Annotated in this window: 18 protein-coding genes and 1 tRNA gene; 2 read left to right on the plus strand and 17 right to left on the minus strand. The window is 45.9% G+C overall.

Annotated features, from left to right (window positions below):
* Nucleotides 1-9: 9 nt before the first annotated feature.
* From QI63_RS03315 to QI63_RS03350, 9 genes are all read right to left on the minus strand, one after another.
* Nucleotides 10-813 carry a DUF6675 family protein gene (locus QI63_RS03315; protein WP_044013880.1) on the minus strand — a complete coding sequence of 268 codons (804 nt, stop codon included), beginning with the start codon at nt 811-813 and terminating at the stop codon, nt 10-12.
* A 3-nt stretch (nt 814-816) separates the two neighbouring features.
* Nucleotides 817-1,497, minus strand: a complete 681-nt coding sequence (gene jag / locus QI63_RS03320) for an RNA-binding cell elongation regulator Jag/EloR (RefSeq protein ID WP_044013884.1) — start codon at nt 1,495-1,497, stop codon at nt 817-819.
* Complete coding sequence (yidC, locus tag QI63_RS03325) at nt 1,494-3,254, minus strand: membrane protein insertase YidC (RefSeq protein WP_044013885.1); 1,761 nt, start codon at nt 3,252-3,254, stop codon at nt 1,494-1,496. The genes jag and yidC overlap by 4 nt, the downstream gene beginning before the upstream one ends.
* Before the next feature lie 11 nt (nt 3,255-3,265).
* Nucleotides 3,266-3,592: a membrane protein insertion efficiency factor YidD gene (yidD, locus tag QI63_RS12560; RefSeq protein ID WP_369792406.1), complete on the minus strand. Its 327-nt coding sequence runs from the start codon at nt 3,590-3,592 to the stop codon at nt 3,266-3,268.
* Entirely contained in the window at nt 3,483-3,869 is a 387-nt protein-coding gene (locus QI63_RS03330) for a ribonuclease P protein component (protein WP_044013887.1), read from the minus strand. Before QI63_RS03330 ends, yidD begins: the two co-directional genes overlap by 110 nt.
* Before the next feature lie 12 nt (nt 3,870-3,881).
* On the minus strand, nt 3,882-4,037 hold the full coding sequence (gene rpmH, locus QI63_RS03335; protein WP_006188846.1) for a 50S ribosomal protein L34: 156 nt from the start codon (nt 4,035-4,037) through the stop codon (nt 3,882-3,884).
* Between the two features lie 248 nt (nt 4,038-4,285).
* Nucleotides 4,286-4,358, minus strand: a tRNA-Met gene (locus QI63_RS03340).
* Nucleotides 4,359-4,419: 61 nt separating this feature from the next.
* Complete coding sequence (locus QI63_RS03345; protein WP_044013889.1) at nt 4,420-6,645, minus strand: SpoIIE family protein phosphatase; 2,226 nt, start codon at nt 6,643-6,645, stop codon at nt 4,420-4,422.
* 192 nt (nt 6,646-6,837) lie between these two features.
* A complete protein-coding gene (locus QI63_RS03350; RefSeq protein ID WP_044013891.1) occupies nt 6,838-7,503 on the minus strand; it encodes a CAP domain-containing protein in 666 nt (221 codons plus the stop codon).
* An 81-nt stretch (nt 7,504-7,584) separates the two neighbouring features.
* Between QI63_RS03350 and QI63_RS03355 the strand changes: the two genes are divergently transcribed.
* A complete protein-coding gene (locus QI63_RS03355; protein WP_052185466.1) occupies nt 7,585-9,606 on the plus strand; it encodes a putative glycoside hydrolase in 2,022 nt (673 codons plus the stop codon).
* 10 nt (nt 9,607-9,616) lie between these two features.
* Here the strand turns inward: QI63_RS03355 and thyX are convergent, their stop codons facing one another.
* From thyX to trxB, 3 genes are read right to left on the minus strand one after another with little or no spacing between them, the layout of a single operon-like run.
* A complete protein-coding gene (thyX, locus tag QI63_RS03360; protein WP_044013893.1) occupies nt 9,617-10,453 on the minus strand; it encodes an FAD-dependent thymidylate synthase in 837 nt (278 codons plus the stop codon).
* A gap of 32 nt (nt 10,454-10,485) precedes the next feature.
* Nucleotides 10,486-12,174 (minus strand): glycoside hydrolase family 3 protein, encoded by a 1,689-nt coding sequence (locus QI63_RS03365; RefSeq protein WP_044013895.1) that lies wholly within the window; start codon nt 12,172-12,174, stop codon nt 10,486-10,488.
* Nucleotides 12,175-12,179: 5 nt separating this feature from the next.
* Entirely contained in the window at nt 12,180-13,106 is a 927-nt protein-coding gene (gene trxB / locus QI63_RS03370) for a thioredoxin-disulfide reductase (RefSeq protein WP_044016981.1), read from the minus strand.
* A 109-nt stretch (nt 13,107-13,215) separates the two neighbouring features.
* Here trxB and pta point away from each other — a divergent pair, with 109 nt between their 5' ends.
* Nucleotides 13,216-14,223, plus strand: a complete 1,008-nt coding sequence (pta, locus tag QI63_RS03375) for a phosphate acetyltransferase (RefSeq protein ID WP_044013897.1) — start codon at nt 13,216-13,218, stop codon at nt 14,221-14,223.
* Nucleotides 14,224-14,363: 140 nt separating this feature from the next.
* Here the strand turns inward: pta and QI63_RS03380 are convergent, their stop codons facing one another.
* From QI63_RS03380 to groL, 5 genes are all read right to left on the minus strand, one after another.
* The gene (locus QI63_RS03380) at nt 14,364-14,888 is read right to left on the minus strand and encodes a hypothetical protein (protein ID WP_044016983.1); all 525 of its coding nucleotides are present in this window, start codon (nt 14,886-14,888) and stop codon (nt 14,364-14,366) included.
* A 177-nt stretch (nt 14,889-15,065) separates the two neighbouring features.
* Nucleotides 15,066-16,205 carry a tetratricopeptide repeat protein gene (locus tag QI63_RS03385; RefSeq protein WP_044013899.1) on the minus strand — a complete coding sequence of 380 codons (1,140 nt, stop codon included), beginning with the start codon at nt 16,203-16,205 and terminating at the stop codon, nt 15,066-15,068.
* Nucleotides 16,206-16,492: 287 nt separating this feature from the next.
* Nucleotides 16,493-16,759 carry an RNA-binding regulator gene (locus tag QI63_RS03390; protein ID WP_044013900.1) on the minus strand — a complete coding sequence of 89 codons (267 nt, stop codon included), beginning with the start codon at nt 16,757-16,759 and terminating at the stop codon, nt 16,493-16,495.
* 284 nt (nt 16,760-17,043) lie between these two features.
* Nucleotides 17,044-18,675: a hydroxylamine reductase gene (gene hcp, locus QI63_RS03395; protein ID WP_044013902.1), complete on the minus strand. Its 1,632-nt coding sequence runs from the start codon at nt 18,673-18,675 to the stop codon at nt 17,044-17,046.
* 303 nt (nt 18,676-18,978) lie between these two features.
* Entirely contained in the window at nt 18,979-20,613 is a 1,635-nt protein-coding gene (gene groL / locus QI63_RS03400; RefSeq protein WP_044013904.1) for a chaperonin GroEL, read from the minus strand.
* Nucleotides 20,614-20,862 lie beyond the last annotated feature (249 nt).

The raw sequence follows: 20,862 nt of genomic DNA on the forward strand, positions 1-20,862 counted from the left end.
GCTCCTCCATCAAGGTATTACACTATTCTCGTATTGCGCAATGAACCATCCGTACACCGCTTCTCCCCGTGTCCTAAACGAATTTTGTACCCGCTCCCTAAAAACGGAAGGAGCGCTAAAATCGGCACGTGTCAGCATGTGTATCAGCAGATACTCTCCGAGATCGGTTACTGCAATCGAAGCCTCTAAATTTTCAGGTTCCATTGCTTTAAATATCGAGTATTTTAATACATTGACATTTGTAGATATGAAACCGGCAGAATCGGTATCAGAACAGAAACGGTAACGATAAATATTTTTATCGAAGGTTAAATCCTTTTGCAGTACATAGACCGAAAAATCCGGTTCCGGATTGTCAACAGGATCGGCAATCCTGCCTTGCGTTTTAGGATCGTCAATAACATACGACGTCTCGTAGAGGGTCCGCATCTTCTTGCGGCTGCTCGAATAATATTGCAGTCCTTCCAGCTTTGAAACAGAGCGGAGAATGCGGGAGATTTTCTCTATGTCTTTTGTATTGCCTTGCATTTTTTTATGCACATACAACGCTTCTATCAAAAAAGTAGGATTGCCCTTGTTCCAGTTTTCCGCAAATGTTTGCGGCACGGCAAAAAGCGGCGCAAGCCGAGGCGCAGCGTTTTCTTTATTATACACCGACCGGAAAAGATGTCCTTGCTTAAGCAATTCTATCCGCTGCTCAGCGGATAAAAACGAATCAAGTACGGAAATCACCGAATCGGGTACATTGCCGACATCCTGTGCAAAAAGAGAACCGGCTGTTAAAAGGGTAAGAAGAATAAGACAATGCCTCATCCGCTACAGCCCCTTATACAGCACACGCACTTGTTTGTATAAGCCGTCACCTTCACTCTTTGTGTCAACATCCCGAATATCTGCAAGCGTACTGTGGATCAGTCTACGTTCATAGGGATTCATCGGCTCAAGCAAGACTGAAGCCTTTGTCGTTACAACTTGATCAGCGGTGGTATAGGCAAGCCGCACCAGCGATTCTTCACGGCGAAGCCGATAATTTTCACAATCGAGCATAATCCGTTCGGAAATACCGATTTTACCGGCATACACATTGGCAATCAGCTGGAGTGCATCCAGATTTTTCCCCTTCTTTCCGATTAAAATCGCAGAATCCTCGGAGGAAAGCCGTATAAGCAGCTTATGTTCTTCGTGTGAAAGGATTTCGATATTTGCGGTATAGCCCATCGCATGAATAAGCTCACCGATAAATTTCACCAAATCAGCTTCTTTATCTGTAGCAGCTTCGCGTGAAAGAGCCGGTTGACGGGGCGTATCGGCAGTAGGCTTCCCTGCTGCGGCTTTATCGTCAATATGCACACGAATTTTGGCATACCCTTTCTTAAAAAGCGAGTTTTTTTGAATTTCAACAATTTCCACATCAAACTGATCGGACTCTACCCCAAGCTCGGCGATTGCTTTATCTATAGCATCACGTTCGGTTTTTCCTTCAAATTCATAGATCATTTCCGAACCTCCTTTTTCTGCTTCATCATTGCCTTAATGATCATCTGCTGAACGAGCATTAAGAAGTTCGTGCATGTCCAGTAGAGCAGCAACCCTGACGGCGCATTATAGAACATAAAGAAGAAGAATAACGGCATCCCGTAAAGCATAATTTTCATTGTGCTGTTTTGCTGCTGATCGCTTGTTGGAGTTTGCGTTATCTTTCCGAATACCATCTGCGAAATCACATAGACAATCGGTAAAATACGCAGATCCGTCCATCCGAGGAAAGGAATAGGACTGGGGAACTGCAAAATACTGTCACCGACCGATAAGTCCGGTATCCAATGAGGAATAAACATTGCACCGCGGAATTCAAAATAGTTATTAAACAGCCGATACATTGCAAACAAGATCGGTAATTGGATCAATAAAGGCAGACAACCGGAAAGCGGGTTATAACCGGCTTCTTTGTAGAGCTTTGCCATCTCCTCATTCAGCTTCTGCGGTTTTCCTTTATATTTTGCCTGCAATTCTTGAATCTTAGGCTGCATTTTTTGCATCTGCTGCGTTGATTCAGAGCTTTTCTTGGTAAGCGGGAAAAATACAGCCTTTATCAAGATTGTTACAAGGATAATCGAAACACCCCAGTTCGGAATAAGTTTATAGAAGAATTGCAGCAGCCATTTCAGCAATATCTCTAACGGGCGCCAAATACCGCTGGAAACGGCTACGGTATCAATCCGCAGATTATCATAGTTGTAGTTGTTTTTTGACGGAATATTATAGGCACTTAAAATATTTTCAGAACAGGGGCCGAGATAAATACGGTATACGTCGGTTACCTTATTGCCGGTAATCACAGGCCGCGAAAAAAACAACTGTCCGTCTTGAACGGTATCCGCATTAGGCTGTGCGGCAGAATACAATATCTGTTGTGCGGGAACCGAAGGAATAACAATAAGACTGAAATATTTTCCCGAAATACCGGCCCACGGAACAGAATCCGTAATCAACTTGGTCTGATTTGCTTTTAACGCAGTATCTTTTTTCTTTCCGCCTATATAGGAGAAAAAGTTCCGGTATTCGTAGCGGTCTGCTTTGGCATCCCAATCCGGACCGATTTGAGGCATTGTTCTCAGCGTATAGCCTGCATTATCAAAATTCAGCCCTTTCATATCGGCATCGCCGCTGACCGTAACAGCCAGTTCAAACATATAGTCATCAGGCAGAAAGGTGTATCGTTTTGCAAGTGTAAACGAAGATATGGAACCGTCTTGGTTTTTTATCGAAATTGTCTTAAAAAAGCCGACAATCTGCTTTCCATTTACTGTTTCTTCTTTGACATTAAAGAATTGATTTAAAGCGGGCGCCTGAGCACCGCCAAGCGCAATAGAAAACGCTCTATTCCGATCGGTTAGGTTTTTTACCATTTCTACATAAGAATCGCCCTTGGAATTATTGCGTTCCAACAGCTTATACGAAATGATATCGCCGCCTCGATTTGTAAGTGTAATCTCCGCAATATCGGTTTTAACGGTAACGGTCTGTTCACCGATAACGGTTTCATCAGGGGTTTCCAGCACTCCGAAATCGGCAGGAGCAGTTTCCCCTACAAAGGTATTTTGCGGGACTTCTGCCTGCTGCTCCGTGGTAGAAACGGCAGTAGACGGCTGTTGCTGTACCGGCGCAGGCGGAAAAAATTTGTATTGCACAAACATCGAAGCTGCAATGACGAGACCGGAAAGCACCATTGCAATAACGGTATTCTTATTCATAAACGAATCTCCTAGGGGACGGGATCATACCCTCCCTTGTGAAAAGGATGACATCTAAGGATTCGTCTTACCGCTAAATACCCTCCCTTAACCGGCCCATATTTAGTTAGGCTTTCAAGGGCGTAATGAGAACAGGTAGGATAATATCTGCAACAAGGCGGAAACAAGGGAGAAATACACTTTTGGTATACCTTTACCCCCGCACATAATAAAAACGTAAAAATACGCTCAATTGTTTTCAGATAATGGTGTTTCATATTGTTGAGATCGAACAGAGAACATATCCGCTTTTTTAAACAAACAATCCAGCTGAGCCGTACGCAAAGAAAAAGTATCATGCCCAGGGAATACAAGCAGAAGAATATCCTTTCCTATTATGAGCCGGGATTTCATCTGCCGGTACACCTCTTTAGATAAACGGCGCGCCTTATTCCTTTGTACGGCAGAACCGTAATGTCGTTTAAATGTACAAACAAAACGATTATATGGTAACTTATTCGGTAAAACGAACAACTTTGCGCCGTCGCAGCTATAGCGGTGTCCTATTTTAAACATACTTCGTATCCGCACGGCGCCGCAAAGACGCTCTTCTTTAGGCAAACAAGAGCGTTCCATGTGTTAAAACTCTTAGTAACTCTTTTTTTCGTCGGACACGGAAAGCTTATAGCGTCCTTTTGCACGGCGGCTCTTTAAAACCGCGCGTCCTCCGCGTGTTGCCATACGCGCACGAAATCCATGACGGCGCAAACGTTTTGTTCTGCTCGGTTGAAATGTCCGTTTCATAAAACTAGACTCCTTCTATATATAGTTATCAGGCGTATTAACCGCCTAAAAGATCTCGGGATAACGAGGAAAGCAAAATTTCCTTTAGCGGCTGAAAATAAACCTTCCTCAAAATACTAGACAGACGACTATACTATACCACCATAAAAAAGTCAATCAACGAGAAATGATTTTCAGAGCAAAACCTTGAGTAAAATTTCGCGGATCAAAAAAAAGGCATCCTTAAATTAAGGATGCCTTTTCAAACTTAGCAGGGGTAGGACTTGAACCTACGACTTCCGGGTTATGAGCCCGACGAGCTGCCAACTGCTCTACCCTGCGATGTACGGGGTGTAAGATAAACCACAATCGGAAAAATGTCAAGTATTATTGTACATCCAATTTAAACGGGTACTCGACGCGCGATACCGAGGATAGTCAAATCATCGTATTGAATATCTTCTTTTATTTGTTTGTAGTAAAAATATTCATCATAAATAGGATGCGGTGCCTTATCACAACAGTAAATATCATATTGTAGGAAGCACTTACTCAAGAATGCATCAATTTTTTTATCGACCTGCACACAATCAAAAGACTGTGCGGAACTATCCTTATACATTCTAAAGGCTTTCTCAACAGAAATAAGTGCCAGAACGGCATCTTCAATCGTTCCGTTACACGAAGAGAAATCAAAATCCATCTGCTCATACATAAGATCGCTTTGACGTTTTTTGAGCGTAAATTTTTTCCGGGCAAAGACCGCCTCAATAATCTCTTCAACCCTGTCTTTTCCCAATGTTTCGCTGTCGGTACCGATCAGATGGCTGTTGTCGTCTTTATCCTCCGGCAATACAGCAGCTGAATCATTCTTCGGTTTCGAAATCGGCACACGCAGCTTCCGTTTTGACTCTTCGATACCGTCAGTATAAAGAAACAGTATATCTCCGCAATTCAGGTGTATTTTTTCAATCGGATACCCACCGTTAAGACTTATCATCTCTGAAGAGAACACCCCTGCAGCCGACCCTGAACGTAAGGTATAGCTTTTCAAACGTCGTGCCTGTTTGTCGTAGATATGAACGATATTATCGCCTGCATTACAGAAATACGCATCACCGACACGCATATTGATAATACAAAGGCTAAATGCAGCAAAACGCCCCACAAATCCGTGCGATTCGATAACGTCATTAATCCGCATAACGATAGTGCTGAGGTTATAACCGTCTCGTTTATAGTTCCAGTTTTGAAAATAGCTTTGGAACAACGTCGCTACTTCTACCATAATAAGGGCGGCGGGAACCCCCTTCCCTGCAACATCGCACTTTATAACGGCATAATGGAAGGCATCCAATTTTCTATAATCAAAATAATCACCCGAAACACCGTGCGCACCTTCATAATAACCGAAAAATTCGGAATAAACGTCACGATGACTGCCCGTTGTCAGCTTCCTGCCGGAAGAACTAAGATCCAGCGGGATAAACATTTTTTGTATCTCTTTGCCAACCTTTAAATCTTTAGAAATAGCAGCGGCAGCAGCCAATCTTTCCGTCATATCGTTAATCGTCGTACCAAGCATCCCGAATTCGTCCCGCGAGGTAACTTGAACCGACCTACCGGCCAGCTTCTCTTTATCTTCCGTATCACGGATTAACGCAACGTGCGCCGCCAAAAGACCGAGCGGCCGTACAAATAATGAGCTGAGGAACCATGCGGTAGAGATACCTGCAATCAACACGATTAATGAGATCTTCGCAATAATACGAATCAATCGGTTTTGCTGGTCGTTTATTTTTTCCAAAAGACCTTCTACCGAAATATTAACAAATACGATTCCCTGCACACATTCCTGCGGATTATCAGGATTATAATAGATAATCGGTTCGTAGAATAAATATTCCGTCCTTTTTTTTGAAAGACTCTGTATTGAATAATCCGGATATGAACCGAAACCTTGATCGGCCAATGCCGAAAGATTGGATTGCAGTTTTGCTTCCAGATGTCTGATACTTGCCTGAATTTCAGTTTGGCGCTTGAGTATATACGGATCTCGATGTGTATCGAGCGCTTCCATTTCATCCATAAGCAGTTGAATCGAATCGATGTGCTGATGGACGATTAGCGTGGCTTCGCTATTGATATACGTCAACTTTTGCAGGATTTCTTCGATTCCTTCAGGATAAAACTGAGATTCTCCAGGGATATACCGATGAGTATTAATCACTTTAGTGATATCTTGATAGTCAGTTGCGAGAACATAGTGAAGCCCCGTCTGCCCGGGAAGGCTGCTTTTTCCCGTAACAACGACATATTTTGCTTCGGGGAAGGTAACACGATTCAATAATAAAATGTCCAAATCTTCCTGATTGGGATTTGAAAAATGTGTCTGAACTCGCAATTCAAGGTTATCAAGCAATATTTTTGTTTGCAGCAAAAGACTGTTTGAAAGTAAATCTTTATATGGACGGATAATAGCAATAGCGAGAGCCATAGCAACACTGGCAATAACAACAAGCAGAATAGTAACGATGATAACGATAAATTTTATACGGACACTACTCCATAAACTTACCGTTGGTTTGTATTTTTTTATGTTATCAAGGGCCTTTTTGCTTGCTTCCATGCTCGCTCCCGGTAAACTGCTTCATTGTTTTCGTTATTCTTGATTGAATAAAAAATATTATACAGCAAATACGCCACAAACAAAAGAGGGTATCTATAAAAAAAGAAGCAAAATTGTAACAAAACAAACCTTTTAATATAGGAAACCTCTAAAAACATCACCAAGTTTTCAGAGATGCCCTATATTTAAAATTTATTGTGAAATATAGCTGCCCGCAAAATCCATTACGGTAACGGCGCCGTAAGGTGCATTTCCGGTCTTGTTAAAGCCGATACCGACCTTCTTAAACGCTTGTTGTAGAATATTAATCCGGTGTCCACGACTCTGCACTCCGTCATCGATCAAAAGCTGAACAACGATTTCCCGTGCCGTCACACTGCCATACGCGCAATTTTCGCCGCAAAGAATACCCCACGTTCCGTAGCGGCTGATACGGGTAACAAGGTCGGAACCGTCGCTCCCCGTATGCCCCATTCCTCCGGTACGTGCCTGATCATCCGCAAGCCATTGCGCCGAACGGCACAACCCTGTTTCCAAAGTTAGCGGATCCACCGCAGCTGTAGTCTTTAGTACCCGTATACATTCCTGCAACGGTGCGATGCCTTCTTGAGTTAACAGCCGGACTTTTCCCGGTTCGGCATACATATTCCCATCGAAATATCTAAGCCGCGGTTCCAATACTTCGGCCGCATACCGCTTAGGATTTGTTCTTACAAAATTCAGTTCCTTTACGACTTCTTCCGCAAGGTATCTCGTGTCACTTAACGGCGTATCCGGCACCATCATATTATTGCCGGTAGTACAAGAAAACAAAAACAGCACAAATGCTGTCAGTAAAACAAATAGTCTCTTTTCCATATATTATACTGTATTCAATTTGCAATAAATAAGCAAGATTTCCATAGACCCCGGTTATTATATAGGTTATAATTGCCCTCTATGAAACGGCTGTTGATTGTTTTTGCATTTGTTACTGTGATGTCGGTTCATGCGCAGGATTTCCTGTTGGCAGGTACGCAGGACGGATTATATAAGCTTACCTCGGTGTCCGCACAAAAGATTTGGGATACGGCCGCGGTGCGCAAAATTATCAGAAGCGGCAATACATGGTTTTTTCTCACCGATAACGGCATTGCGCGATCGGATAATGTAACGCAGTTTGAGTATATCAACGACGGCCTTCCGATAAAAGTGATAAAAAAGATAACCGGCGGCGAAAAGTCCTTTATTAAAAAGCCTCAGATGTTGAAAGATTTGGAAGCGCATCCGTCCCGCCCCGATACCCTTATTACTGCTACAAACAGTGCTGTGTTTTTAAGTGAAGACGGCGGACGGCATTGGCGCAATCTCGGCTGCCATACTCCGGTCAATGGGTTAAAGGCCGTCTGTGTACTCGATCTGCCGGATGCACAGGGAAATCTGCAGCTGACCGTCCTTGCCTCCCACTCCATCTACGGCGTAGCATGGAAACAGCCGTCCATTTCAGACAAATGGCAGCCTTTAAGCGAAGGGCTTATCCCCGGGCCGGAAAGTGACGAAGAAATTTCCGATATTGTCGTATATACCCACCAGCAAAAACAGGAAGTGTATGCCGCGCAAACATTTACCGGCAAATTGTACCAACTTGATTGGCCGACAAAGAGCTTCCATGCCGTTTCGGAGTGGACGGACAGCATTGCAGGTGCGCGCTGCATCGACGGGCTCAGCCCTGCTGCCGTATCCATTATCGGCTGTAAAAACGGCGGTTTGTTTGAGATACCGCTGATGCTGCCAGCTCCTGCTCCCAACCGGCTAAAAGGAATAGAGCTGAGCCTTAAACGCATCGCTGCAAATCCGCTTTCGGCGTGGATACCGCAGCGGATGACGCGGCTCGGCAAAGCGGTGAGCCTTTCAGAATTGTGGCTGTTCGGCGAGGGTAAAAAAACACGAAAAACGGACTATCTCCGCCGCGCTACGGGACGGAAAGGTGTGTATCTACCGGCACATCAGGCAAGGACAGCCGCCGGTTTGCAGCGTTATTTTGACCTACTTGAACAAAATAAGCTCGATACGCTCGTTATCGATATGAAAGATGATTTCGGCTTTGTCCGCTACGACTCACAGGATGAAGAAATACAGGCAGTGGGAGCGGTGCGTCCCTTTATTCAGCTGGAAGATTTTACTGCAAAAGCGAAAGAACGCAAGGTCTACCTCGTCGCCCGCATCGTTGTGTTCAAGGATAAGCAGCTCTATCGATACCGAAAAAACTTGTATGCAGTAAAAGACAAAAGCGGCAACCCGTGGCAGGGCTATAAAACCGTTGACGAAACGGCAGAGCCGATTGAAGAATATTGGGTAGACCCCTACAACGAAAACGTATGGAAGTACAATACGGCAATTGCGGAAGAACTGATCCGGAGAGGTTTTGATGAAGTTCAGTTCGACTATATCCGCTTTCCCACCGATGGGGAAAATCTCTATGCGGCGCGATACCCTGCCCAGGAGCAGGGTATGGATAAGGAAAGCGCCATCATGTCTTTTCTTGCCTACGCCCGGGAAAAAATCCACGCGCCGATTTCAATCGATATTTACGGGGCGAACGGATGGTACCGCACCGGAGCGCGCACGGGGCAAGAAGTAGAAGTGCTTGCCGACTACGTGGATGTAATATGCCCGATGTTTTATCCCAGCCATTTCCGGCAAAGCTTCCTTGCGCAACAGCCGGCTGAGGAACGCCCTTACCGCATTTATCAGCAAGGCTCCTACCGGAATAAAATTATTGCGCACAATAAGGTGATTATCCGGCCGTGGACACAGGCGTTTTACATTCCCGTATCCTACGATAAAAAGTATTATAATGAAGATTATGTACAGCGGCAGATTATCGGCATCAAGGATTCCATTGATGAAGGCTATGCCTACTGGAATAATTCCGGCCGTTACGCCGACATCCGCCCCGACGGTCTCCCACTGCCGAAATAAACTTTCCCTGCTATAGTTGTTCGCCGGAGCGGATTTTTTCTTCAAAGCGTTCCAGCTCTTTACCTTTAAGTCCGCTTTCTTTGCCTTGCAGCAGATTGCGCACGGCTTCCAATTCGGCGCCGGAAAGATGCACACCGGTTAAGCTATGCTTTTCAAACGATTTTGTTGCAAGCGGTGCCACGTTTCGGCAAATCTCCAGCAGCACAAAGGCGTAGTCCCGAATTTCCTTTTGAGCATGGCTATCGCAACGGAGCTTTAAAAAGTGAAAGAGGTTGTGTAAATCGATTTGCCAATACATTTCCGTGTACGCTGAAAGAGGTAGATTGATACGGGCAAGTTCCCGCGCCAGTTTTGTATCGATAAGCGCACTATATTCACGGTAGGCAGTCTCCTGCTGTGCCTGTAAGGCATCCCGTATCTGTGTCCGCACCTCAAGCGGCGCCGGTTCGCTCATACGTCCCTGCCGGTTATCCGTACTTTGGAACGCGATATCCTCGGACGCAGGCAGGTAACATTCATCCCGCATAATCGAATACCGTCCGGAAATTTCGTTAAGCCGTGCCGTCCGGTGCCGCACCCATTGTCGCGCAACAAAAATCGGCATTTTTATATGGAAGGTCAGCACAACCTGCTCAAACGGGGACGTATGCTGATGCCGCAACAGGTAATCGATCAGCCCCGCATCTTCGCGGACGCTTTTTGTGCCATCCCCATACGACACCCGTGCCGCTTGTACAATACGTGCATCTCCGCCGAGATAATCAACCAACCGGACAAATCCCTTGTCCAGCACCTTATATTCTTTATCCAGAATTTCTTCCGCCGTGGGAACAATACAATGAGCCATACTGTGTATATCGGTATTTTTCTGCTATGTAATTAATTAATACCGTCAAGCGGGAGATGCCCCTGCGGCTTAAAATCGCCGAGCAATGCACCGAAGCCTGCGGTAAACGAAACCGGCGCGTAGCTGTACAGTGCAATCGCCGTTGGTATTTCCGGAATACCCGACAAGAATACCGGTGAAAGACAGGAGAAAATAATATACCGCTTTTTGGGATAGGCTTTATAAAGCTGCTGTAAGACTTTGAGCGATGAATCGTTTGAAAGACAGAAGATAACGGCATCGCTTGCAGCGGTCTTGGTAAAAATACCGTCCGACAGATTACTGGTTTGAGCGGCCGGAAAGCGTTTTAAGCCCGCCTGTAAAAAAGCGGAATATGAACCGGCAAGCAATATCTTTTCTCCGGTTTTTGTCGTATACGGAATGTATTTGCCGCGGACAACGGTAACCGCCCGTGCGGCAAGGGAAAGAAAGAAAGCCTGTCCTTCGGCATCGGGCAGCTTTTCGGGAATAGTGTATATATCGGGATAGAGCGGTACTGCATTGCCGCTTTTAAAATACCGGAGTTTTGCTTCGATAATTCTGTATGCCGCATCCTTAACCCGCAGCCTGAATGCTTCGTTGGTTTGCATCCGCTGTAAATTTTCAGTCCAAAATGCATCGTAGAGGCGCGGCGTGGTAGAGGATTCGATAATATCGTTTCCCGCCTCAAGTGCGAGCTGTACCGCTTTAGCAATCGTACCAGCATAGCGGATTGCTCCGTGCATCATCATATCGTCAGTAATAACCAAGCCTTTAAACCCGAGCTGGCCGCGCAGCACGGTTTGCAGTAAATACTGAGAAAACGAGGCAGGCTCTCCGTGTTCGGATACGGCGGGAAAGTGTAAATGTCCGGTCATAATTGCCGGTACATCCGCTTCGATGAGGTATTGAAACGGCACCAGTTCGCGATTGTAAAAGGTCTCTTTGGAGATGGCAATACTCGGTAGCTTTCCGTGGCTGTCAAGCGCGGTGTCTCCATGTCCGGGGAAATGCTTGGCGGTTGTGAGTACGCCTGCCTTTTTACTCCCCTGCATAAAGGCGCGGGCTAAAATTCCCGCTGCCTCCGGCGATTGCCCGAAAGAACGCGGCCCAATAATAGAAGATTCATGGTTAGTATAGAGGTCTACCGTCGGTGCAAAATTGAGATTGATTCCAAGAGCCGAAAGCTCCCGGGCAATATAAAAGCCTTCGTAGTAGGCGTCTATCGGATAACCGGAGGCGCCGATGGCGAGGTTACCGGGCGTTTCCGACGTACGTCCTTTAACGTGGCGTATCCAGCCTCCTTCCTGATCGGTTGCAACAAAAAGCGGGATACGGAAGCGGGTACTGTTGGCCTTTTTTTGTAAAAGGCTGATAGCCTTTGCCAGTTCAACGCTATCCTCAGTATTCCAGCCGAATATTTTGATACTGCCGAGACTCCGTTCGGTAATCCAGCTCATTAAAAGATCGGTCGGCGCCTGCCCCGCCCATCCGAACATAAACGTTTGAGACAGCAGCTCTTCGTCGGTCATCGCCTCCGTGATCCGGCCGGCAAGTTCCGCGGCGGGGACGGGGTCGTAAAAATCGGGCAGCGTTTTAAGGCCGGCGGCTTGAGCTTGAGCATTCAGTTGAGTATTGACCTGCAGTAAAACCGGCAGTGCGACGCCGAATAGGACGGCGGCGAAAAGGTGTTTACGGTGCAAAGCGGTTAACTGTGCAGGCTATCGATATAAGCTGCTGCCGTATGAGCGGCAATCGCGCCGTCTGCAACTGCAGTAACCACCTGCCGGAAAGACTTAGCGCGCACATCGCCTGCCGCGTAAAGCCCTTCGATAGAGGTTCGCATATCCTCATCGGTAACGATATATCCCGTTGCATCCTTTGTTGCGTCGGGGAATAATTCCGTTTTAGGATTCATACCGACAAAAAAGAAGACTGCATCACAGGCAAGTTCCCGTTCTTCCTGCGTCTTTACATTCCGCAGTACAACGGCCGTTACCTTATCGGCTCCTTTAATCTCCGTGACGGTCGTATCGAATACCGCCGTTATATGAGGATTATTCAATGTCCGGGTAACGAGCGCCTTTTGCGCACGGAAGGTGTCGCGGCGGTGTACCATCGTAACGGTATCCGTCAGATTGGCAAGGAAGAGCGCTTCATCGCAAGCGGCATCCCCTCCGCCGACCACAACGATATGCTTATTTCTAAAGAAGGGGCCGTCGCAGGTAGCGCAGTATGAAACACCTTTCCCCTGTAGCTCTTTTTCGCCCTTTACACCGAGGCTGCGGTGCTCCGCCCCCGTCGCAAGGATGACGGCAAGCGCCGTGTAAGTTGCTCCGGCGGTTTGCACGGTAAAGGTTTTATCTCCGTTTTTTGTAACGGCTTCTACCTTGTCGGAAGCAAACTCCGCACCGAAGCCTGCCGCCTGTTTACGCATATTTTCGGAAAATTCAAAGCCATTAATCGGTTCGGCATATCCGGGATAATTTTCAAGTGAATCGATTAAAATAGCCTGTCCGCCCGGTGCTTTTTCTTCCAGCACTAATACTTTTAAGCTTGATCGGCACGCATATTGCGCCGCAGCCATACCTGCCGCGCCGGCACCGATAACGATAATATCATAATTTGTATTCATTATTATAATGTACGAAAAAAGAAAGTCTTGGTCAATTGAACGCGCGCCTTGCAGAAAAGAGAGCAAAATAGTACACTCATGCCTACATTTATGATTCGGAGGTTTTATTATGCGTTTTGTTCAAATAATGAAAGACAAAGCGAAAGAATATCACAATCGCTTGGTTTTGCCTGAAGCGACAGAGGCTCGTACCTTACGTGCGGCTCGTGCGCTTGTTGATATGCAAATTCCCGCGGAATTATTTTTAGTCGGAAAGAAAGCTGAGGTTGAAGGAGCCTGCAAAAAGTTAGGCGTATTGACCGATGGGTTTACTATTATCGATCCTGAACATTCCGAATGGACGGAAGATTTTGCTGTAGCATTATACGAAAAACGGAAGGCTAAGGGAATGACGCCTGAGGAAGCAAAAAAAGAGATGCACGATCCTTTACGGTTTGGCGCAATGATGCTCGCACAGGACAAGGCCGATGCGATGGTCGCCGGTGCGGAAAACACAACTGCAAACGTATTGCGTGCAGGGCTCACTATCGTCGGCGTAAAGAAAGGTGTTAAAACGGCATCTTCCTGCTTTATCGTGGATACCAAGAGTACCGAATGGGGAACGAACGGCGTATTGATTTTCTCCGATTCTGCGGTTATTCCTAATCCTACCGCCGAACAGTTAGCGGATATCGCAACTGCGGCAGCAGAAAGTTATCGTGCCTTTGTTGGCCATGAACCTGTCGTTGCACTCCTTTCATACTCGACAAAAGGTTCCGGTGGCGATAAAGATGAAAGCCTCATCAAAGTACGCGAAGCCGTTAAGTTGCTGGATGAGCGGAAAGTAAATTTCTGCTATGACGGTGAGCTGCAGCTTGATGCCGCGCTCATACCGGAAGTAACCGATAGAAAAGCGCCCGGCAGTCCTATCCGCGATAAGGTAAACACGTTGATATTCCCCGATCTTAATTCGGGAAATATCGGGTATAAGTTGGTGCAGCGCTTTGCAAAAGCAGATGCTTACGGTCCCTTTATGCAGGGCTTTGCAAAACCGTTATCGGACTTGTCCCGCGGCTGTTCAACCGAAGATATTGTCGTAACGGCAGTTGTAACACTCGTACAGGCAGGTAAAAAATAAACGTGAGCCGTTTATTCGTGCGGAGAACTCACTACCCCGACACGCTGTGCGCCGGGGTAGGTTGATTTCAGCAGAAGGACACCAGACGGCCACATCAATACCGCAGCGTAATGTTTGATGCGTTCATGCTGTTGTATAGATTAAAATTCGTTATCAAAAATAGGCGATTCGAATAAACGGTCTAATTCCCGTTCAGAATACCGTTTGGAATTTAAAAAATTTTCTTTTACCAGTTCTCGTGTTTCTTTATCTAAAACCAGCTTCTTTTCATCCCGTAAATAAACGACCAAATCTTCAAATACCGATAAAGGAAGCCACGGGAAGGCAATATCAAAAATATTATACCATGCATAGTATTGCTTCATATTTTCATCGGTCAACAACACCCCCTGATCTTTTAACCGATCGCGGGTTACGGGGTGAATAGTAAACACCTTTTCATTTAATAGATTACAATAATCCTCGGCAGAGAAAAAGGCGCCTGTTTTTCTAATCAGTTCGGTTTTTTCAACAGATGGAACATCAGCTAAGATAGAAGCTGTTACAAAATTAAGCCCTTCCTGGCTGATTTTGCTTAGTTCCTTACCTTCGCTTTCTGCCAAAGTAAGGCTTTCCTTTAACAGTCCTTTTTCCAAAAGCGGCTTTAAAATATCTATGGCTTCCATAATTTTTAGTATAACCGAAAGAGCAATAAAAAACCAGCCTATCTTCTTTTTGTGCACAAATTTTTTTTACATTTTATGCTTTTAGAAAAGACCGGCAGCCGCACCGCAGCCGCCGTAAAGGGCGGTTGTTCTACGCGGAGCAATACAAAAATGAGTCCGGTTCAGTCTCCCTGATACTCACCGGAGGGCATCGGCTTTTAAAAGCCAGCGGTAAAACTCCATGCCGCTAACCGGTTTGTCGGGTTCAAAGTTTTTACCGTCTGTAAGCGGTACAACGTCTTCTTCTACCGTACCGACAATAGCATCAAAGTAAACACCGTCCATCATCACATCGGGAATCGGCAGCCGCCGTTTGCTGGTATAATAGCGTGTGTATTTCTTTAAACGGACTTCATCATTACCTACAATTAAGTGCCATAAAAACAGTGCCGCATCCTTTTTTGATGCAAAGTCTTTGAGGACATCCCGCTCCGGATGATACCACCCGTTTTTTTGCAGATAATCGGCAAGCATCGGCGGTTTCCACTCTGCAGTACCGGTTATAAAATCGAGTGCGTTTGTAGAATCTTGTGTCAGTATCGCCATTTCTACCAATGAAAGAGGGGATGCTTGTAATATTTTTTCGGAAGATTTCCGGATAGAAGCGCCGTCTAGTGTGTAAAGTTGTAAACTCTGCTCGCGCTGTTCACCGTAGAGCTGCTGATATTCTTCAGGCAAAAATGAAAGTGAAGCGTCAAAAGCTGCGAGCGCCTTCCGGTAGTCTTTTACGGCAAAATAGAGCCCACCGAGTTCCGCTTTCAGCCGATAATAGGCTGGATTTTGTACAAGCCGCTCTTCCAAATAGGCTCTCCGCTTTTCCTGATCGGAAATAAGCCGCGCCGAAACCAATTGGACGTATTCATCATATTCATTTTGCTGCTTGGCCGCAGCTAACCGCTTCCGTGCTTCATTCGGTTGTTGCTGCAATAGGTATACGTCTGCAGAAAGTGCATACAGCCGTGCCAAATACGAAGAATCGGTAGACGGCTCCCGCAAAAAAGCATCGATATCCGTCTGTATCCGCTTGAGCTGTTCCGAGTTGTACCGTATCCGCTGCGAAACGATAGCCGATTCAAGCGTTGCAAGTGTTTTTTCACGAGCAGCTCCCACACCGCCTGAATAGCGGATATCCGTTTGCATGGAAGCACAAGAGATACCGCACAAAGTACAGAAAAGGATCATCGCGGCCATAATCGGCGTTAACCGTATTCGAGGCTTTGTTATAGCAGTATTCTTGACAATCGGGTACCCAAAAAATTGAGCGTTATGGTTAAGCATAGCTCGGCTCCTTTCCATATAATAGCAGATGTTATAATAGCAGACTTTGCCGCAATTTTTCATTGACTTCTATCTTATAGAGGAACGAATTTTTTTTCAATGATGTAATTTTGTTTAACAGGAAGGTATACGTTACACATACGAATACGGAAGTTTTTAGAGGTTTCATGATGCCGTTTTACGCTGCGGCCGCAGCATGGGCGGCAGGTTAAAAATTAAGAAACTTATATCAGGCATCCCTAAAAATGTCGTTTTTTAGGGATGTCCCGATCCTTTGTATAAATTAATTAGGGATAAGTGCGACGGGGTTTCTCCTGAGCGACATTAACGCGGAGACGGCGTCCTTCAAATTCCTTTTCATTTAATTCTGCAATAGCATTTTGTGCAGCGCTTTCATCGGCCATTTCAACAAATCCGAAACCCTTTGAACGGTTGCTGAACTTGTCTTTAATTACAGCTGCCGAGACGACTTCGCCATAAGCTCCAAACAAGTTTGACAAACCTTCTTCCGTGGTTGCGTAGTTTAAATTTCCTACATAGATTTTCTGAGCCATACTCAAATCCTTTTTACCTTTTACGGTACTAAATAATGAATCCATACGGAAACAAGTTCTATGAGACCTTTATTTGATTATGTAAGCTGAACTTTCGGCTCTATCATTAATGGAAACAACGATCACGTAGATAAGCTACTGTAACATAGTTTCGCTAAGCGGTCAACCGACCAATACACGTATAAAAAAAGGCTTACGCACTTTTGTGTGTAAGCCTTCATTAAAATACAATAGCCGAACAAAGTATGAGCTCAGAGCTTTGTATAATCACCTGCTTGTAGATGTTATGCAAAAAAGCGTTTAAGGTCTTCGTCCACAGAGGTAATTCCCGCAAGCCCGAATTTGCTCACCAAGACTTCCGTTACATTTTTTGACAGGAAGCCCGGAAGCGTCGGGCCGAGATGGATATTTTTTACCCCAAGCGATAGGAGCGCTAAAAGAACAATAACAGCCTTTTGTTCATACCACGCGATATTGAAGACAATCGGCAAATCATTGATATCGCTCAATTCGAAGATTTCTTTCAGCTTTAAGGCAATCAGCGCAAGCGAATAACTGTCGTTACACTGCCCTGCATCCAATACACGCGGGATACCGTTTATATCGCCGAGATTCAGCTTGTTATAGCGGTACTTGGCGCAACCTGCCGTTAAAATCACCGTATCTTTCGGAAGGGCTTGCGCAAAGTCGGTATAGTATGACCGCGCCCCCTGCCGTCCGTCACAGCCGCCCATAACGACAAACTTTTTAATAGCGCCGCTCTTTACCGCTTCGACCACTTTATCCGCAAGGGCAAACACTTGTGCGTGGGCAAAACCGCCGATGATTTTCCCCGTTTCTATTTCTTGAGGCGGCGGACAGGTTTTTGCCTGCGCAATAATGGCGGAAAAGTCCTTGTGTCCGTCTTTATCAGCTTCGATATGTGCACAGCCGGGATGTCCTGCCGCATTTGTCGTGTACATTCTTGTTACATAGGAGGCTTTTGTCGGAATGATACAGTTGGTTGTCATCAGGATGGGACCGTTAAAATTCGCAAAGTCGGAAGTTTGGCGCGCCCATGAACCGCCGTAGTTTCCTGCCAGATGCTTGTATTTCTTAAGCTTGGGATAATAATGTGCGGGAAGCATTTCGGAATGTGTATAAACGTCTACGCCCTGGCCTTCGGTTTGCTCAAGGAGCATTTCAATATCGCGCAAATCATGACCGGAAACCAATATACCGGGATTTTTCCGTACCCCGATAGAAACCTCCGTCATTTCGGGGTTGCCGTAGGTTCCGCTATTGGCGCCGTCCAGTAAAGCCATCCCTTTTACGCCGAATTCTCCCGTTTTAAGTGTGAGCGCAACCAACTCATCAACGGAAAGCGCTTCGTCGATTAATACGGAGAGCGTTTTTTGGATAAACGCATCTACTTCTTCATTCTCATGCTTTAGGATATTGGCATGCTTCATATATGCACAAAGCCCTTTCAGCCCGTAGATAATCAACTCTTTAAGAGCCCGCTTATCTTCATCCTTGGTTTGTAAAATACCGATGGTCAGTGCCTTTGCCAGCCGTGCAGAGGTATCGGCACCGATAAGAGTATCGATTTCGGCGTCCGCTTCAAGTTTTGCCTCTTTTCGCAAAGCGGCAATTGTTTCAAGGGTAAGCGTATTTTTTTTCTCAATCGCATCGGGATCAAAGTTGGCATTGGTAATTGTAACAAAGAGGTTGGTAGTTACGAGGTGGTTCACCTCTTTTGTTACCTTCATCCCATGCTCGCGCATATAGGAGGTAACAACAGAGAGCTTCTTTGTTGCCCAGATAAGGAAATCCTGTAGTCCTGCGACAACAGGATTCTTTCCGCAAACGCCGACCTTTATACAGCCGGTATTCTTAAATGTCTCTTGACATTGAAAACAAAACATCGAATCCATACATAACTCCTTGTGTGAAATTCTGAATGATACGGATTAAAGGCGAGCTTCTGTAACTTCGGCTTTTTACAGACCGTCTACAATAATCTCGATTTTAATCCCATACTCTGTAGCTATTGTATCGTAGGGCGGTATGCCGGTCGGTAACATGGGTTACGGTATGACCGATATTTTGGTTTATAGGGATAAAAAAAGGCTTACGCACTTTTGTGTGTAAGCCTTTGTGTTATGCACGGGATTGATGCGTGCGGAGATTTTAATCCTCCGGCGCTCTTCGTCTACGCGCTGCGCCGGGGTTGTGGATTAATACATTCCGCCCATACCGCCCATGTCGGGGGCGGGAGCCGCCGGAGCGTGCTTTTCAGGAAGGTTGGTGATAGCGCACTCGGTGGTCAGCAGGAGGCTCGCAATGGAGGCTGCATTCTGCAATGCGGAGCGGGTAACCTTTGCGGGGTCGATAATTCCGACCTTCATCATATCTACCCATTCCATTTTTGCAGCGTCAAAGCCGATACCGCGCTTCTCTTTTGCTTTTTCTGCAACGACAGCACCGTCAACACCGGCATTTTCCGCAATCTGGCGGATCGGTTCTTCAAGCGCGCGCTTGACAATCTTAAAGCCGATTTTTTCATCTTCGGTCAGTTTGGAAAGATCAGCCTTGTTGAGCGCTTCCGCAGCTTGAATCAACGCAAGACCGCCGCCCGGTACAATACCTTCTTCGATAGCGGCACGGGTTGCATTCAAGGCATCCTCTACGCGGTGCTTCTTTTCCTTCATCTCGACTTCGGTAACGGCGCCGATCTTAATAACCGCAACACCGCCTGCGAGTTTTGCAAGGCGTTCCTTGAGTTTTTCGGTGTCGTATTCGGAAGAAGAATTTTCAATCTGCTTCTTGATTTGGGCAACGCGGTCGTTGATGTGCTTTTTATCGCCTGCGCCGTCGATAATCGTCGTATTCTCTTTATCGATTTTAATACTCTTGGCCTGACCGAGCTGGCTAAGATCAGCTGTTTCCAGCTTTAAGCCCAATTCTTCGGAGATAACCTGTCCGCCGGTCAAAATAGCGATATCTTCGAGCATTTCCTTGCGGCGGTCGCCGAAACCGGGAGCCTTTACCGCACAGGTCTTTAAGGCGCCGCGGAGGCTGTTTACCACTAAGGTTGCCAACGCTTCGCCTTCAACATCTTCTGCGATGATCAAAAGCGGGCGGCCTGACTGTGCGACTTTTTCCAAAAGAGGCAACAGATCTTTCATCGTAGAAATGGTCTTGTCGTGAATTAAGATATACGGATTGTCGTATACGGTTTCCATGCGGTCGCGGTCGGTTACAAAATAGGAAGAAATATAACCGCGGTCAAACTGCATACCTTCAACATATTCGGTAACGGTCTCCATCGTCTGTGCTTCGCCGACATCGATAACGCCGTCTTTTCCTACGCGGGCAATCGCATCGGCAAGAATTTTACCGATTTCCTGATCGTTGTTTGCGGAAACGGAAGCAACATGAGCAACTTCTTCGGACCCCTTAATTTCTTTTGCGTTTTTCTGAATGTCGTCTACAGCAATTGCAACAGCCTTATCCATACCGCGCTTTAATTCAAGCGGAGTCATACCGGCGGCAACGGCCTTTAAGCCTTCGCGCACCATAGAATAAGCCAAAACGGTTGCGGTTGTGGTTCCGTCACCGGCAACATCGTTGGTTTTTGTGGCAACTTCTTTTAAGAGCTGAGCTCCCATATTCTCAAACGGATCTTCCAATTCAACTTCACGGGCAACCGAAACACCGTCTTTGGTAACGGTCGGCGCGCCGAAACTCTTATCGAGTAAGACATTGCGCCCTTTGGGGCCTAATGTAACTTTTACCGCACTTGAAATTTGTTCAACACCGGAAAGCAGCTTCTTCCGTGCTTCTTCATTAAACAGCAGTTGTTTTGCCATCTTATGAACTCCTTCATCATTGTAACTGAAATTATGCTACGTACTGTAGTTTTTAACGATTCAACGTTTACCGGGTTAAAAATCTCGTAAACGTTCAAAAAGATATGATAGTAAAATACAAAAAAAAGGTAAACCGGCAAGTGATTCAAGAAACCAGTTATAAAATAAACGGACAGTTCTAAAAATCTAACCGAGTTTTTAGAGCTGTCCGCTGAATTTTAGGAATACCTTGCTATATGCAAATCGGCT

Source organism: Treponema sp. OMZ 838 (genome assembly GCF_000775995.1).
In the GTDB taxonomy this organism is placed as follows: domain Bacteria; phylum Spirochaetota; class Spirochaetia; order Treponematales; family Treponemataceae; genus Treponema.